This window comes from Streptomyces sp. NPDC006733, from assembly GCF_040636125.1.
Lineage (GTDB): Bacteria > Actinomycetota > Actinomycetes > Streptomycetales > Streptomycetaceae > Actinacidiphila.
This window is the reverse complement of record NZ_JBEYJD010000058.1, coordinates 33,033-49,298: the sequence shown is the minus strand read 5'-3', so window position 1 is coordinate 49,298 and position 16,266 is coordinate 33,033. Positions and strand designations below refer to the sequence as shown.

Annotated in this window: 12 protein-coding genes; 5 read left to right on the top strand and 7 right to left on the bottom strand. The window is 72.9% G+C overall.

What is annotated here, in order from left to right; genetic code table 11:
* Positions 1–195: 195 nt before the first annotated feature.
* The 5 genes from egtD to ABZ721_RS35585 all read right to left on the bottom strand — a co-directional run bounded on the left by egtD (position 196) and on the right by ABZ721_RS35585 (position 5,979).
* Entirely contained in the window at positions 196–1,167 is a 972-nt protein-coding gene (egtD, locus tag ABZ721_RS35605) for an L-histidine N(alpha)-methyltransferase (RefSeq protein WP_358792927.1), read from the bottom strand.
* Positions 1,164–1,916, bottom strand: a complete 753-nt coding sequence (egtC, locus tag ABZ721_RS35600; RefSeq protein ID WP_358792926.1) for an ergothioneine biosynthesis protein EgtC — start codon at positions 1,914–1,916, stop codon at positions 1,164–1,166. The genes egtD and egtC overlap by 4 nt, the downstream gene beginning before the upstream one ends.
* Positions 1,916–3,265, bottom strand: a complete 1,350-nt coding sequence (egtB, locus tag ABZ721_RS35595) for an ergothioneine biosynthesis protein EgtB (RefSeq protein ID WP_358792925.1) — start codon at positions 3,263–3,265, stop codon at positions 1,916–1,918. The genes egtC and egtB overlap by 1 nt, the downstream gene beginning before the upstream one ends.
* Positions 3,262–4,596 carry an ergothioneine biosynthesis glutamate--cysteine ligase EgtA gene (gene egtA, locus ABZ721_RS35590; RefSeq protein WP_358792932.1) on the bottom strand — a complete coding sequence of 445 codons (1,335 nt, stop codon included), beginning with the start codon at positions 4,594–4,596 and terminating at the stop codon, positions 3,262–3,264. The genes egtB and egtA overlap by 4 nt, the downstream gene beginning before the upstream one ends.
* 156 nt (positions 4,597–4,752) lie before the next feature.
* A complete protein-coding gene (locus ABZ721_RS35585) occupies positions 4,753–5,979 on the bottom strand; it encodes an aminotransferase class I/II-fold pyridoxal phosphate-dependent enzyme (RefSeq protein WP_358792924.1) in 1,227 nt (408 codons plus the stop codon).
* 114 nt (positions 5,980–6,093) lie between these two features.
* Between ABZ721_RS35585 and ABZ721_RS35580 the strand changes: the two genes are divergently transcribed.
* Both ABZ721_RS35580 and ABZ721_RS35575 read left to right on the top strand, forming a co-directional pair.
* Positions 6,094–6,618: a hypothetical protein gene (locus tag ABZ721_RS35580; protein WP_358792923.1), complete on the top strand. Its 525-nt coding sequence runs from the start codon at positions 6,094–6,096 to the stop codon at positions 6,616–6,618.
* 196 nt (positions 6,619–6,814) lie between these two features.
* Positions 6,815–9,550, top strand: a complete 2,736-nt coding sequence (locus tag ABZ721_RS35575; RefSeq protein ID WP_358792922.1) for a sugar-binding domain-containing protein — start codon at positions 6,815–6,817, stop codon at positions 9,548–9,550.
* 88 nt (positions 9,551–9,638) lie between these two features.
* Here ABZ721_RS35575 and ABZ721_RS35570 read toward each other — a convergent pair whose 3' ends face one another.
* Both ABZ721_RS35570 and ABZ721_RS35565 read right to left on the bottom strand, forming a co-directional pair.
* Complete coding sequence (locus ABZ721_RS35570; protein WP_358792921.1) at positions 9,639–11,861, bottom strand: RICIN domain-containing protein; 2,223 nt, start codon at positions 11,859–11,861, stop codon at positions 9,639–9,641.
* A 34-nt stretch (positions 11,862–11,895) separates the two neighbouring features.
* Positions 11,896–13,314 carry a ricin-type beta-trefoil lectin domain protein gene (locus ABZ721_RS35565; protein WP_358792920.1) on the bottom strand — a complete coding sequence of 473 codons (1,419 nt, stop codon included), beginning with the start codon at positions 13,312–13,314 and terminating at the stop codon, positions 11,896–11,898.
* 372 nt (positions 13,315–13,686) lie between these two features.
* On the opposite strand from ABZ721_RS35565, the gene ABZ721_RS35560 reads away from it, so the two are divergent.
* From ABZ721_RS35560 to ABZ721_RS35550, 3 genes are all read left to right on the top strand, one after another.
* On the top strand, positions 13,687–15,141 hold the full coding sequence (locus tag ABZ721_RS35560) for an NAD(P)/FAD-dependent oxidoreductase (RefSeq protein ID WP_358792919.1): 1,455 nt from the start codon (positions 13,687–13,689) through the stop codon (positions 15,139–15,141).
* Between the two features lie 155 nt (positions 15,142–15,296).
* Positions 15,297–15,716 carry a phage holin family protein gene (locus ABZ721_RS35555; protein WP_358792918.1) on the top strand — a complete coding sequence of 140 codons (420 nt, stop codon included), beginning with the start codon at positions 15,297–15,299 and terminating at the stop codon, positions 15,714–15,716.
* Positions 15,713–16,219: a DUF3618 domain-containing protein gene (locus tag ABZ721_RS35550; protein WP_358792917.1), complete on the top strand. Its 507-nt coding sequence runs from the start codon at positions 15,713–15,715 to the stop codon at positions 16,217–16,219. Before ABZ721_RS35555 ends, ABZ721_RS35550 begins: the two co-directional genes overlap by 4 nt.
* The last annotated feature ends 47 nt before the right edge of the window (positions 16,220–16,266 follow it).

The window sequence follows — 16,266 nt, the reverse complement described above, 5'->3', positions numbered from 1 at the left end:
CGATCGCGGCGATCACCACCGCACCGGCGACCACCACACCGACAAGGATCCGATGCGTCCGGGTCATGCGTATCGCGGGCACCCGCGACCCCTCCTGTCGGTGTCGTACATCAGTTCAGCGGTGCCCAGAGTCTCATGGGCGGGGACCGCCGGAACCGACACCCCTGGAAGAGCCGCGGGTGAGCGCCTCGCGCGCTAGCGGGGAACGGACAGCGACAGCCCGAACCGGCCGCCCGCGTCCGTCCACCAGTGGCGCAGGTCGAGGCCGGCGGCCTCCAGTTCACCGCGCAGCCCCTCCCGGCGGAACTTCGCCGAGATCTCGGTGCGCATCTCCTCGCCCGGCTCGAAGGTGACCGCGAGGTCCAGCTCCGGGATCTTCACCGTCTGGTGGGAGCGGGCCCGCAGCCGCATCTCGATCCACTCGTTCTGCCGGTCCCACAGGGCGAGGTGGTCGAACTCGGCCGGGTCGAAGTCGGCGCCGAGTTCGCGGTTGATGACGTGCAGCACGTTCTTGTTGAACTCCGCGGTCACCCCGGCCGCGTCGTCGTAGGCCGCGACGAGGGTCCCCTCGTCCTTGACCAGGTCCGTGCCGATCAGCAGCGCGTCGCCCGGGGCGAGGCCGGCGCGGACCGCGCTCAGGAACACGGCGCGTTCGGCGGGCAGCAGGTTGCCGAGCGTGCCGCCGAGGAAGGCCACCAGCCGCGGCCCCTCGGGGCCGGGCACGCGCAGGTCGCCCTGGAAGTCCCCGATGAGCGCGTCGACGCGCAGCCCGGGGTACTCGGCGAGCAGCGCCTCCCCGGCCTGCTGCAGGGCGGCCTCGCTGACGTCGACCGGCGTGTACGCCTTCAGCGTCCCGGCGGCGAGCAGTGCGTCCAGCAGCAGCCGGGTCTTGTCGGACGACCCCGAGCCGAGTTCGATCAGGGTGGCCGCTCCCGTGGCGGCGGCGATCTCACCTGCCCTGGTCTGGAGGATCTCCCGCTCCGCGCGGGTGGGGTAGTACTCGGGGAGGCGGGTGATGTCCTCGAAGAGCTCGCTGCCGCGGGCGTCGTAGAACCACTTGGGCGGCAGCCACTTGGGATCCGCGGTGAGTCCTTCGTGTACGTCGGAGCGCAGGGCGTCGGCGGTGGCGTCGGCGGGCAGGCGGCGGGTGAGCGTGAAGGTACTCAACGGTTCGGCTCCTTGAGCGTGGTGAGCTGGATCTCGTCGCGGGTGGCGACGAGCAGGGTCCGGTCGGGGACCCTGACCCAGGTGTCCGCGTCGTCGTGGGGCTCCGAGACGACGAGGACCGAACGGCCCGGCTCGTGGCGGTAGTAGAGGGTGTCGCCCCAGGCGGTGGCGGCGATGGCGGCCCCGTCGGCGAGGAGCAGGTTCAGCCGCCCCCGGTCGGGCGGGACCAGGTCGGCGATGGCGCCGGCGAGGGCGTCGCCCGGCGGTTCGCCGGCCCGCAGCCGGTGCAGCACGAGGGCCCAGACGAAGGCGGAGTCGCAGCGCGCGTCCAGGGAGAGCAGCTCCGCGGCGGAGAGCCGCGCGGCGGCGGCCTCCAGGTTCGCGGGCCACCCGGTGAGCGCCCCGTTGTGGCTGAAGAGCCAGCGGTCGGCGGTGAACGGCGCCGCGGCGCTCTCTCCCCCCTCCCCGCCCTCGGTCGCCGAGCGGACGGCGGCCAGCAGCGCGCCGGTGGTGACGACGCGGGCCAGGCCGGGGAGGGACGCGTCGGCCCAGATCGGGCCGGCGCGGCGGTAGCGGGCGGGCACCGGATCGCCGTCCGCGTACCAGCCGACGCCGAACCCGTCGGCGTTGACGGTGCCGTGCAGCTGCTCGCGCGGTGCCCAGGACTGCCGGTACAGGCTGTGCTCCGGCGCGGTGAGCACGGTGCGCAGCGCGACGGGCGGCCCGAGGTAGGCCAGGTGCCGGCACATCAGCGGCAGTCCTGGGAGCGGGCGGTGCGGAAGCCGGAGAAGATCTGCCGGCGCACGGGGTGGTCCCAGTTGCGGAACGTGCCGCGGCAGGCGACCTGGTCGACGGCGAAGGCGCCGCCGCGCAGCACCTTGTAGTCGCCGCCGTAGAAGACCTCGCTGTACTCCGGGTAGGGGTAGGCGGTGAAGCCGGGGTAGGCCAGGAAGTCGCTCGCGGTCCACTCCCAGACGTCGCCGATCAGCTGGCGCACGCCCAGCGGGGACGCTCCGGCGGGGTAGCTGCCGGCGGGGGCCGGCCGCAGGTGGCGCTGGCCGAGGTTGGCGTGCTCGGGGCCCGGGTCCGCGTCCCCCCACGGGTAGCGGCGGGAGCGGTCGGTGGCCGGGTCGTGGCGGGCGGCCTTCTCCCACTCGGCCTCGGTGGGCAGCCGGCGGCCGGCCCAGCGGGCGTAGGCATCGGCCTCGTACCAGGACACGTGCAGGACCGGCTCGTCCGCGGGCACCGGTTCGGTGACGCCGAAGTGCCGGCGCAGCCACTGGCCGCCCTCCTGGCGCCAGTACAGCGGCGCGGTCAGGCCGGTCCGCTGCCGGTGCTCCCAGCCGGGGCCGGTCCACCAGCGCGGGTCGTCGTAGCCGCCGTCGGCGACGAACCGCAGGTAGGCGCCGTTGGTGACGGGCGTGGTGTCGATGTGGAACGCGTCGACGTGGACGCGGTGGGCGGGACGCTCGTTGTCCAGCGCCCAGGGCTCGGTCGAGGTGCCCATGGTGAACGGCCCGCCGGGCACCAGGACCTCGCGCGGCAGGGTGGCGGCGTCGGCGGGCGCCGCGGGGGGCGCCGGCGCGGTGAGGACGGCGGGCCCGGTCCGCAGCTGGTGGGTGATGAGCATGGTCTCGTCGTGCTGCTGCTCGTGCTGGGCGACCATGCCGAAGGCGAAGCCGGCGTCGAGCAGGCCGCTGCCGTGCAGCGGGGTCTTCTCGATGAGGTCCATGACCCGGCCGCGGACCTCGTGGTTGTAGCCGCGGGCCTCACCGGGCGGCAGCAGCGGCAGCCGGGGGCGCTCGGCGCGCGGGTGCTCGAAGGCGTCGTAGAGGGAGTTGATCTCACTGGGGAAGATGGGCTCGTGGCCGCCGACGGTGCGCAGCAGCCACAGCTCCTCCTGGTTGCCGATGTGCGCGAGGTCCCAGACCAGGGGCGACATCAACGGCGAGTGCTGGGCGGCGAGGTCCGGGTCGTCGACGCATTCGGTCAGGACCCGGGTGCGGTCGCGCGCGGTCGTCAGGACCGCCGCGATGCGGTCGCGCAGCGCGGCTTCGTCCTGCCCGGGGGCCTGCCCGGGGGCGGTGCTGTCGTTCACGCGCGGTCCTCCTCGGTCGGTGCGCCGCCGTCGGCCGGCGGGCGGCCGGTCGCGGAGCGGTGCTGGTCGATCAGGTCGTCGGCGGGACATCGGCCGCGTGCGACATACCGTTCGGCGAACTCGGTGACGGTCTCCTGGACGTGCGGGGGCGCGCCGATCCTCGGCAGCGCCTCCAGGGCGGCCCGGAAGCAGGCGTCGGCCGCCCGGCGCAGGGCGGGGTCGGTCAGGCCGCGGCGGGCCGCGCGGACCCACAGCGGGTTGCGCGGGGCGGGCGGCCCGCCCGCGCCCAGCGGCAGCAGGGCCCGCAGCGCCGCCTGGTGGGCGGCCGGGTCGTCGAACAGGGCGGTGACCACGGCGAGCGGCACCATCCAGCCGTCGTCGCCGGACTGCGCGTCGATCATGCGCAGTTCCAGGTGGCCCTGCGGGCGGACGGGCGGGAACAGGGTGGTCAGGTGGTAGCGCAGATCGTCGAGGGTGGGTGCGGAGCCGTGCGGGCCGCCGGTCGCGATCCAGTCGCGGAAGGTGAGTTCGGCGGGGGTGGTCCACGGCGTGCCGTCCTGCTGCCGTATGCACATCACGGGCGCGTCGAGGGCGTAGCGGGCCCAGGCGGCTCGTGGCTCGCGGTCCAGTGGCGGGGCGAGGGTGCGGGCGGTGTCCATCAGCGACCACACGGCCTGGCGGGTGGACCGCCAGCCGCTGGGGACGCCCTGGCGCAGCGGCGAGTTGGCGAACGCGGCGACCAGGACCGGGCCCAGCAGGTGGGCCAGCCGCCAGCGGGAGCGGATGCCGTGCGGGCCGGGGGTGTCGGTGCCCGCGTCCACGCAGACCTGCACGGAGGCGGTGGCGCACATCATGGAACGGCCGGCGGTGCCCGCACGGTCGAAGTACTCCTCCATCGCGACATAGCGCGGGAGGTCCAGGATGCGGCGGGGTGTTCGATAAGGGTCGTGGCCGTGACCGGCGGCGACCAGGCCCTGCGCCTTGAGGTGGCCGCGGACGGCGGCCAGGTCGGCCGAGGTCTCCTCGACGCACTGCGCGAGGGAGTCGGCGGGGCGGGAGCTGAGTTCTATCTGCCCGCCCGGCTCACGGGTGAGCCCTGCGTTCAGCGGGAGCTGTTCCAGGCCGCTGACGGCTTGTGCCAGCCGGCCGGGGTCGAGGTGGACGGCCGGGTCGTGCGCGTCGTACAGGAACCATTCGAGCTCGGTGCCGATCCTGGTCGGTGGTCCGGTCTTGAAGCAGATGCCGTGGATGAACAGCTCGGCCTCGGCCTCGGTGACCGGTCCCGCGGATCCGGGGCTCCGCCGGGCCGGTCGCCTGGCGGTGCCTGCCATGTCTTGGCGCATGGTGATGTCTCCCATCGGGCCGCTGTGGCGGCCGCTCACCAATGTGCCTCACCACGGCCGATTGCGCTCGCTATTTCATATGCTTTGTTCGAATATGTTAGCTTTTTGGCCGATGTTGCCCGGTGCCCTCCTGGTCCGCCCGGATCACCGGCCCGCGGACCGCCTTCCCGGCGCCTTTTCGGCGAAACGGGCGATCCGTTCGGCCGCCTCGGCGAGCGCCGGCGCCGGCAGCGCGAAGTTCAGCCGCGCCCACCCCCGCCCGGCCGCCCCGAACGCGGCGCCGTCCGTCAGCTCCACCCCGCACGCGGCCAGCAGCACCTCACGGATCCCGGCGTCCGGCGCGAGCCCCTCGGGCCGGGCACCGCCGAAGGCCGCCCCGTCCAGCCACAGCAGGAACGACGCCTCCGGCACGCACGCGACCGCTCCGGGCACCGCGTCCGCCAACCGGGTGACGATCAGGTCCCGCCGGTCCGTCAGCCCGGCAGTCAGTGAACGCAGCCACGGCTCGCCGTGTTCCAGCGCGATCTCCTGGGCGAGTGCGCCGAGCAGCCGCCCGCCCTCGAAGAAGCCGAACCCCTCCAGGGTGGCGACGACCCGTCGCCGCAGGTCCGGGTCGGGGACGAGGAGGAACGCGTCCGCCAGGCCGCTGACGTTGAACGCCTTGCCCACCGAGTGGACGACGACGGTGCTCGCCGCGAACTCCCCCGCGGCCCGCACGGCGGTGACGTGCCGGTGCCCCGGATGCACGATCTCGCAGTGCACCTCGTCGCTGATCAGGACGCCGTCGCCGCCGGCGGCCGCCGCGGCGAGCGCGTGCAGCTCGTCGGCTTCCCAGACCCGGCCGGTGGGATTGTGCGGGCTGCTGAGCGCCACCACGGCGCCCGGCTGCCGCCGGCACGCGGCGGCGAACTCCTCGACGGGCAGCCGGTACGTGCCGCCCGTCCGGTCGAGCGGGATCTCCCGGACGGTCCGGCCGGCGGCGCCGGCGACGGCCGCGAAGCCGCCGTACTCGGGCGTCGGCGTCAGCAGCGGACCGCGCGGCGCCGGGCCGGCCGCCGCCGCGTCGAGCACCACGCGGACCGCGGTGCGGGGGCCGAACGGCAGCAGCACCACCCAGTCGGGATCGACGGCGGCACCGTGGCGGCGGCCGTACCAGCGCGCGACGCGTTCGCGGGCGGCGGGATCGACCCGGCTGTAGCCCAGCGCGGGGTGTCCCAGCCGCTCCCGCAGCGCCGCGAAGAGCGCGGGGAACCCCGGCAGGTCCATGTCGGCCACACCCAGCGGGATCCGCCCGGGGTCCTGCTCGACCCCGGCGTTCAGCCACTTCACGCTCCGGGTGCCCGTCCGGTCCAGCCCGTCCCCGCCGCGCATCCGCTCTCCCTGTCGTCACGTCGGCCAGTCCCGCCCCTGCCTCCCCATCCCTTCCACGGAAGTAACCCGGAGATATCGCTTGCCTCTCTAGATGAGAGGAGTAATTTCTATTACATGATTACATCGAAGGATCGTGAGGCGGTACGCGGCTGGTTCGCCGGGCGGCTGCCGGAAGGACTGTTCACCGAGCTCCTGGAGGTCACCGTCGACCGGGAGGAGATCACCGTCGTGGGCCGCATCCCCGAGCCCGAACTGGCCGCGGACGCCCCGCAGGCGGAGCGGGACGCGGCCCGGGAGGGGCGCATCGCGGAGTTCCGCGGGCGCACCCGCGCCGCCCGCATGGAGGTGGCCCGCGAGGCCGAGGAGAAGTACGGGCGCAAGGTGTCGTGGGGCGTGCAGTGCGCGGACACCCGCGGCTGGTACACCACGGTCGCCGCGCCCGTCATGACCCGGCTGCGCCAGCCGGAGCGGCAGGTGCTCGACACCCTGATCGCCGCGGGCGTGGCCCGCAGCCGCAGCGACGCGCTGGCCTGGTGCGTCCGGCTGGTGCAGCGCAACACCGACGACTGGCTCGGCGATCTGCGCGACTCGCTGGAGCACGTCGAGCAGGTGCGCGCGCAGGGGCCGGACACCGACTGACGACCGACCACCCGGACAGCACCCCCGTGCCGGCGCCGCCCGCCCCGCGGGCCGCGCCGGCACGCGCACGTCCGCCAGGCACCGTTGACAGGTCCTGCCCGGCTCCCTAGGTTCGGGGCCACCGGGTTAGTAAAGTTTCTTAACTTAAGACTCGGCACCCAGGCGCGAACCCCCACGAGCCACTGGGAGACCCAGCGTGCTACTCCGTCCGGCACCCCACCGACGACGGCAGGCCACCGCGGCGGCCCTCGCCGTCCTCGGCCTCGCCCTCGCCCTCATCCTCCCCGCCAACGCCGCTCCCCCGACCCCCGGCGCCGGCCGCTCCCCGGCGCCGGTCACCGCGACGGCCTCCGAGCCGGGCACGGCGACCGCCCTCACCGGCTACGCCATCCAGTCCTCCGCCAAGGTCACCGACTCCCCCACCGCGGTCTCCACCCCCGGCTACCCGGCCGCCGGGTGGTACCCGGCCGGGCCGCGCTCCACCGTGCTGGCGGCGCTGCTCGCCACCGGCCGCTACGCGGACCCCTTCTACTCGCAGAACCTGAAGAAGATCCCGGCCGCGGACTTCGACGTCCCGTGGTGGTACCGCTCCGACTTCACCGTCGACGACCCGTCCGCGCGCACCTACCTGGACTTCAGCGGTGTCGTCTCGGCCGCCGACGTGTACGTCAACGGCGTCCGGGTCGCCACCAAGGACGCGGTGGCCGGCGCCTACACCCGGCACGAACTGGACGTCACCGCCCAGGTGAAGGCGGGCACCAACACCGTCGCCTTCCTCGTGCAGCCCAACGATCCGCGCAAGAACCTCACCATGGGGTGGATCGACTGGCTCCAGCCCCCGCCCGACGAGAACATGGGCCTGGTCCGCGACGTCCTGGTGCGCCGCGGCGGACCGGTGGCGCTGCGCGACGCGCACGTGGTCACCGCCCTCGCGCTGCCCTCCCTGGACTCCGCCGACCTGACCGTCAAGGCGCAGGTCCGCAACGACTCGGCCGCGCCGGTCACCACGACCGTCTCCGGCACGATCGGCGACCTCGCCTTCGGCCAGGACGTCGCCCTGGCCGCGCACCAGACCAAGGCGGTCGTCTTCGCACCGTCCGGCTACCCGCAACTGCGCCTGAGCCGGCCCGCGGTGTGGTGGCCCGCGGGCATGGGCGCCCAGGCGATGTACGACCTGCGGCTGACCGCCACCGTCGCGGGCACCGCCTCGGACGGCGCGCACGAGCGCTTCGGGATCCGGGACGTGAAGGCGCCGCTGAACGCAGACGGGGCGCGCCAGTACTCCGTCAACGGCCGCAAGCTGCTCATCAAGGGCGGCGGCTGGTCACCCGACGTGTTCCTGCGCTGGGACCGGACGTACACCGAGGACCGGCTGCGGTACGCCCTGGACCTGGGCCTCAACACCATCCGCCTCGAGGGCCACATCGAACCGGACGAGTTCTTCGACCTGGCCGACCGGTACGGCATCCTGACGATGCCCGGCTGGGAGTGCTGCGACAAGTGGGAGGGCAACGTCAACGGCGGCGAGCCCGGCGACAAGTGGACCGCGGCCGACTACCCCGTCGCCAAGGCCTCCATGGCCGGCGAGGCCGCCCGGCTGCGCGGCCACCCCAGTGTCGTCTCGTTCCTCATCGGCAGCGACTTCGCGCCCGACGCCACCATCGAGAAGAACTACCTCGACGCCCTGAAGGCCGCCGACTGGCCGACCCCGGTGGTCGCGGCCGCCTCCGCCAAGTCCTCGCCGCAGTCCGGGCCGTCCGGCATGAAGATGAGCGGGCCATACGACTGGGTGCCGCCCAACTACTGGTACGCCAAGCGCGAGGGCGGCGCCACCGGCTTCAACTCGGAGACCAGCGCGGGCCCCGACATCCCCACCCTGGACACCCTGCGCCGCACGCTGTCCCCCGCCGAACTCGAGACGCTATGGAAGGACCCCACCGCCAAGCAGTACCACCGCTCGCCCTCGCAGACCTTCAGCGACCTCAAGCTCTACGGCAACGCCCTGGCCGGCCGGTACGGCAAGCCCACCGGCCTGGACGACTACGTCCGCAAGGCCCAGCTGGCGCAGTACGAGGCCGTACGCGCCCAGTTCGAGTCCTACGGCCGCAACGCCTCCGACAGCTCCCAGCCCGCCACCGGCGTCGTCTACTGGATGTTCAACAGCGGCTGGACCTCCCTGCACTGGCAGCTCGTCGACCGCTACCTCGACCAGGGCGGCGCCTACTTCGGCGCCAAGAAGGCCAACGAGCCGCTGCACGTGCAGTACTCCTACGACACCCGCTCCGTGGTCGTGGTCAACAACCGGCACGCTCCCGTGTCCGGGCTGACCGCGCGGGTGAGCCTGTACAACACCGACGGGACCCTGAAGTACGACAAGGCCGGTACCGGGCTGACGGTCGGCGGCGACGGCGGCAAGACCACCGCGCTCACGGTGCCGTCCACGGTCGGCGGGCTGTCCACCACCTACCTGGCCAAGCTCGTCCTCACCGACGCCGCAGGCGCCGAGGTCAGCCGCAACGTGTACTGGCTCTCCACCCGGCCGGACGTCCTGGACTGGGACAACACCGACTGGTACTACACGCCCACCACCGCCTACGCCGACCTCAAGGGGCTCAGCTCGCTGGCTCCGGCCGCCGTCTCGGCGACGGCACGGACCACGGCCGGCGGCGACGGAACGTCCACCACCACGGTCGTGCTGCGCAACACGGGCACGGGCCGGACGCCCGCGCTGCTGACCGACGCCCATCTGGTGGACGGCGCCGGCGCCCCGGTGCTGCCGGTGACCTGGTCCGACAACCAGGTGAGTCTGTGGCCCGGCGAGTCGCTCACCCTCACCGCCTCGTACCGCACGGCCGACCTGCACGGATCCGCGCCCCGCGTGCGGATCTCGGGCTGGAACACCGCCACCGCCACCGTCCCCGCCGCCCGGTAGGGAGCGGCACCCGGCACCACCGCGCCCGGCCGCTGGGAGTCCAGCGGCCGGGCGCGGTGTCGTGTTCGCCCAGGACAGGGCTACGGAGCTACGGGTAGCTGACGAGGTTGGCGACGTTGCTGCCCGAGTTGGACGGCCCGCCGGTGGAGTTGATGACGTGGTTGATGGTCCCGGTGCCGCCCAGGGAGACGGTCACCATGTTGTGGAACTTCACGCCCGGGGTGTTCGGGACCTCGAAGGAGTGCTCCTCCACGACACCGGGGTTGCTGCTGAAGTAGCAGTAGCTGCCGAAGCCCCACGCCTCGTGACTGGTGACGGAGTCCGCGACCTTGTAGGCCGCGTAGCCCCTGGTGCCGCCGTTCATCCAGGCCGCCTGGTTGGGCGGGTCGTACGGCAGCTCGTTCTGGTAGAAGTACGTGCGGCCGCCGTTGCCGTTCCAGATGGTCTGGTACTGCTGGTAGTGCTCGACGAAGAGCCCGTACATGGTGACGTTGTTGCCGTTCACGACCAGGCCGGTGGCGGCGGTGTTGGACGTCCAGCCCACCCCGCTGCCGTGGTCGGCCCGCCACAGCCACATGTGGTCGCCGATGACGTTGGAGCTGTTGACCACCAGGCTCTGGGTGGCCTTGCCGACGCCGGCGCCGCCGATGCGGAAGAACACGTCGTGCAGGGAGGTCGGGTTGGCCGCGTGACTCTGGCTGGAGCCGGCCGCGCCGACCTGCATGAGGGTCGCGGAGTTGACCGTGCCGGCGTCGATCAGCAGCCCGGCCACCTTCACTCCGTCGACGTCCGCGACCGACATCGCGGTCACGCCGTTGTCCGGGACCAGCGTGGCGAGGCCCAGGCCGAGGACGACGGTGTCGGGGCGGGTCACCCTGATGGTGTCGTTCAGGTGGTAGACGCCCGGAGTGAACAGCAGGTTCTTGCCCTGTGCGAGGGCGGTGTTGATGTCACCCGCGGTCGCGCCCTGCTTGACGATGTAGAACTGGCTGATCGGCAGCGCGGACCCGGCGGCCGAGCCGCCCGCCCAGGTGGTGCCCTGCGAGTTCGACCGCAGCGCGGGGACGAACACCTGGTAGGCGCCCGCCGCGTCGATGGAGAGGAAGGGCTTCTCCCGGGCGACGGGAGTCTGGTTGACCGTGGTGTACGGCGGGTTGGGGAAGGAGTTCGCGGGCGCGTTGGTGTCGCCGACGAAGACCATGTTCCAGTTCGATCCGGTCCAGCTGCCCCACTGGCTGTTGCGGGAGAGCCACTGCTGCTGCGAGCCGGAGCGCACCTGGCCGTCGACCTTGGAGTCGGCCATGAAGCCGCCGCTGGACCAGCCGCCGTCGTCCAGCGCGAGGTTGCCGCGCACGTGCATCCGCCGGTAGGGCGCGGCCTGCGAGACGGCCCAGCGGTCGGTGCCCGAGCTGGGGTTGACGGAGAGGTTCTCGGCCGAGCGCCAGAAGTTCTGGGTGGCGTTGCCCTGGAACCAGTCGGCTTCCGCGTGCACGCCGCCGTTGATGGTGACCGAGTCCGGCGACAGGCCGAGGCCGGCCACCTGGGTGTAGAAGCCCACGTTGACGTCGGCGTTGTAGGTACCCGGCTTGAACAGCAGAGCGAAGCGGTTGGCGCCGAACTGGTTGCTCTCCTGCTGGGCGAAGACGGTGTTCAGCCGGCTCTGGATCGCCGACGAGGACATCGACGGGTCGAAGACCGAGACGTTGGGGCCGAGGTCGGGGGTGCCGGGCGGGTTGTCGGGCGGGGTCCCGTTCACCGGGGCCACCTGGAAGGACTGGGCCGTGGTGCCGTTGCACGCCCACTGCTGCAGCTGGACGCTGTTGCCGGTGGAGGCGCTCGGCACGTCCAGGCACTTGCCGCTGTTGCGGCTGACGAAGTGGTACGTGCCGCCGGCCTCCTCGACCGGCAGCCACTGCTGGTTGCTGCCGCCGCCGTAGGTCCACAGGTGGACCAGGCCGCCGTCGGCGGTGGAGACGTCGGCGACGTCCCACACCTGGGCGGCGTTGCCCTGGCTGTTGACCCGGACGTAGCCGTCGCTGGTGGCCTGGAACTGCCACTGCTGCGCGGCACTGCCGTTGCAGGTGTACTGCTGCACGGCGGTGCCGTTGGCCGTCGAGGCGGCGCGGGCGTCCGCGCACAGGCCGCTGTTCTTGTTGGTGACGGTGACCGGCCCGGTGGGCAGGGCCGCAGCCGACGCCTGGTCGGCGGGGGCCAGCAGCGTCCAGCCGGTCAGGGCGGCGACGACGAACGCCAGCGCCAGCGGGCCCGCTTTCGCGGCGGATATCGGATGGTTCCTGTGTCGTGCGGTCATGGGGTCCTCCTGTCGTGGTGGGGGGCGGCGGCCGTCAGCTGGGAAGCGTCCACTGCTGGTTGGCCGATCCCGCGCAGTCCCACAACTGGAGGCGGGTGCCGTTGGCCGAGCTCTGTCCGGTGGCGTCGAGGCAGCGGCCCGAGGCGGGGTTCACCAGCGTGTTGCCGGAGCGCGTCCACTTCTGGGCACCGCCGCCGGAGCAGTCCCACAACTGGATCTTCGTGCCGTTGGCGGTGCCCTGGCCGGTGGCGTCCATGCACTTGCCCAGGGCCTTCAGCGAGCCGTCGGCGCCGACGGTCCAGTTCTGGGCGTTGGTGCCGTTGCAGTCGTAGAGCTGCACGGCGGTGCCGTTGGCGGAACTGGCCGCCGCCACGTCGACGCACTTGCCGCCGATCCCGGTGACGCGCCCGACGGGCTCGGTCCCGCCGCCGCCGTTGTTGCCGGTGATCGCGTTGAAGGTGCGGGCGAACTGGTACGGGCTCTGCGAGGTGCCGCTGCAGGTGTCGGACAGGGTGCCGTTGCTGGCGCAGGCCTTGTCACGGCCCAGGGCCCAGAAGGACAGCTCCTGGATGCCGTGGGAGGCGGCGAACGTCTCCAGCGCGGTGGCGTTGGCGGTGGTGAAGACCTCGCTGGTCGTGTCGTTCACCCCGATCATGGGCGTGTTGCCCTCCATGGCCCACAGTTGCTCGGAGGTCTTGGTCGTCCAGATCTGGCCGAGCTGTCCGTGCAGGGCGGTGGCGGCGTTGATGGCGGCCTGGCCCATGTCCATGGCGGGCCCGTAGTCCATCGTCATGATGTTGACGACGCTGACGTTGAGGCCGCGGCTCTTCGCGTTGTTCAGCAGGCTGAGCGAGTTGGACTCCAGGCCCGTGGGGTTGACCGGGAGGGTGTAGTCGACGGCCAGCGTGCGCCCGGCCGCCGCGTACTGCTGCTGCAGGCCGGCGAGCGCCTGGTTGCGGCGGTCGTTGGCCGCGGTGTCGTTCAGCGCGCCGCCCTCGATGTCGAGGTCGATGCGGGTCAGGTTGAGGGTGTCGACGACCCGCTTGTACTGCGCCTGGAGCGTGGAGACCGACGTACACGCCTGGCCGAGTTCGGTGCCGGAGGCGCCGCCGAAGGAGGCGATGACGTCGCCGCCGGAGGCGCGCAGGCTGTTGATCGCGTTGGTCCAGCCGGCGTCGGCGATGTCGGTGCTGCCGTTGAACGTCGCGTTGCAGCCGTTGCCGGCGATGACGAAGGCGAGCGTGAAGTACTTCAGACCGGTGGCGGCCTGCGCACTGGCCATCGCCGAGGGCGAGTTCCAGGTCTCGACGTAGGGGGCCGCGTAGTGCGCGGGGAAGCCGGGTCCGGGGTTGGCGGCGGCGTTGGCGGCGGGGCTGCCGCCGAGCAGCAGACCGGCCGAGGTGAGCGGGATCGCCGCGGCGACCAGACTTTTCTTCAGGCGTGACCAGGGCATGGCTGTCCTTCGGAACGTGCGCGAAAGCGCGTGGGGGGTGGGCCCGCCGCCCGGGGGGTGGCGGATTCCTGACCGGTGGTGCGGCGTGGTGGAACGAGCCGCCGGTGAGCTGGTGGGGGGTCGGCGGCGGCCGCGCGGGAGAAGGCCGCGTCAAGAGGTCGGAGAAGCGCGGCTTCTTTTATCACCACTTAGTTCAAGGGGTGATTGAACTAAGTGGCGATGGTCGCGTCAAGGGTCTGGACCAATCAAATGGAAACCTTCCTACCGGTGCCTTCCGGCACCGCCGCGCCCGCACCGGGGGTGGTGGCCGTAACCCGGGCCGTTCGGCGAAGATGGCAGCCGGACGCCCACCCCCTGCAGACAGGTCCTGTCATGAGCCCTTCCCCCCAGTCGTCCGAGCCCACGGAGTACGACGTCGTCGTCATCGGCGCGGGACCCGTGGGAGAGAACCTCGCGGACCGCACCCGGGCCGCCGGCCTCACCACCGTCGTCGTGGAGAGCGAACTCATCGGCGGCGAATGCTCCTACTGGGCCTGCATGCCCAGCAAGGCGCTGCTGCGCCCGGTGGCCGCGCTGGCGGGCGCCCTCGGCGTCGCCGGCTCCCGCGAGGCGGTGGGCGGCGGCACCCTGGACGCCGCCGCGGTGCTGGCCCGGCGCGACGACTTCGCCTCGCACTGGAAGGACGACGGCCAGGCCGCCTGGCTGGAATCCGTCGACGTCGACCTGGTGCGCGGCGAGGGCCGGCTCGACGGGCCGCGCAGGGTCGTGGTCCGCACCCCCGGCGGCACGGAGCGTGTACTGACCGCCCGTCACGCGGTCGCGGTCTGCACCGGCAGCCGCGCCGTCCTGCCCGAACTGCCCGGCCTCGACGAGGTCCGCCCCTGGACGAGCCGGGAGGCCACGTCGTCGCCGGCCGTGCCGGGCCGGCTGGTCGTGGTGGGCGGCGGTGTGGTCGGCGTCGAGATGGCGACGGCCTGGCGGGCGCTGGGGTCGGAGGTCACCCTGCTGGTGCGCGGCTCGCACCTGCTGCCGAAGATGGAGCCGTTCGTCGGCGAGTCCGTCGCGACGTCCCTGACCGACGCGGGAGCCGTCGTCCGCACCGGCGTCGACGTGGCGGCCGTGCGCCGGCCGTCGCCGTCCGGGCCGGTGACCGTGGTCCTGCACGGCGGGGAGGAGATCGAGGCGGACGAGGTCCTGTTCGCCACCGGCCGCGCACCGCGCACCGACGCCCTCGGCCTGCACACCATCGGGCTCACCGACGGCTCGTGGCTGGAGGTCGACGACTCCTGCCGGGTCACCGGCGTCGACGGCGGCTGGCTGTACGCGGTCGGCGACGTCAACCACCGGGCGCTGCTGACCCACCAGGGCAAGTACCAGGCCCGGATCGCGGGCGCCGCCATCGGCGACCTCGCGGCCGGCCGGCCGCTGGACAGCTCGCCGTGGGGCCCGCACGCGGCGACCGCCGACGTGGCGGCCGTCCCGCAGGTGGTCTTCACCGAACCGGAGATCGCCTCCGTCGGCCTGACGGCCCAGGAGGCCGAACGTGCCGGGCGCCGGGTCCGCGTCATCGACCACGACCTCGGCCAGGTCGCCGGCGCCTCCCTCTACCAGGACGACTACCGCGGTCAGGCCCGTATCGTCATCGACCTGGACCGCGGCCACCTCATCGGCGCCACCTTCGCCGGCCCCGGCGTCAGCGAGCTGCTGCAGTCGGCCACCATGGCCATCGCCGGCGAGATCCCCGTCGACCGCCTGTGGCACGCCGTCCCCGCCTACCCGACCATCAGCGAGGTCTGGCTGCGCCTGCTGGAGACGTACCGGGGGTAGCGGCCGCAGCATTTGGGGGCCGCCGTCGCGCGTCATCGTCGCCCGTCGTCGTCACGACATTCCGTGAAACCGGGTTTACCAGGTTTCCAGCAGGTCAGGCGGACAGTAGAGCCAGCGGCCAGCCGACGACGCGCGCCAACGAGAGGCAACCCCCCATGACCCTGCCTGAGAACCACGCCCGCACCGGTGAACCCGACAGTTCTGTGGGTGAACTGGTCAAACGGGCGTCGGAGCAGCTGTCCGAGCTGGTCCGCGGGGAAATGCGGCTGGCGCGGGCCGAGCTGGCGGAGAAGGGCAAGCGGGCCGGGCTCGGCGGCGGGTTGCTGGGCGGGGCCGCGCTGATCGCGGTGATCGGACTGCAGGCCCTGGTGGCCACCGCGATCGCGCTGCTGGCTCTGGCCGTCTCGGTATGGGCGGCGGCCGCCATCGTCACGGGCGTCCTGTTCGTGATCGCGGCCGTCCTGGCGCTGCTGGGGAAGAAGCAGGTGGCGCGCGCCGTTCCGCCGGCCCCCGAAGCGGCCATCGACAGCGTGAAGGCAGACGTGGAAGAGATCAAGGGAAGGGCACACCGATGACGAGCATCCCCGAGGCCAACGAGCCCGGTGCCGCCGCGAGCAAGGACGAGCTCCGGGAGCAGATCGAGCAGACGCGGGAGGAACTCGGCGACACCGTCGAGGCCCTGGCCGCCAAGGCCGACATCAAGGGGCGGGCGCAGGACAAGGCCGCCCGGGTGAAGGACCAGGTCGGCCGGAAGTCCGCCGAGGTGACGGCGGAGGCGCGCGACAAGGCGGCCCACGTGACGGACAAGGCGGCCGCGGTCACGGCCGACGCCCGGGAGAAGGCCGCGCACGTCACGGCCGAGGCCCGCGGCAAGGCGGCCCAGGTCACGGCCGAGGCACGGGACAAGGCGGCCCAGGCCGCCCACATCGTGCAGGACCGGACGCCCGAGCAGGTCAAGTCGGTCGCCGTCCAGGCCGCCGACACCGGCCGGCGCAACCCCGTGCCGGTGGCCGTCGGCGCGGCGGCGCTGGCCGTGCTGGCGGTGGTGCTGTTCAAGCGCGGCGGCAAGCGCCGCTAGGTCGTGTCTTCCTAGGCAGCGACGAGAACGCCGGTGGGACCCGCGAT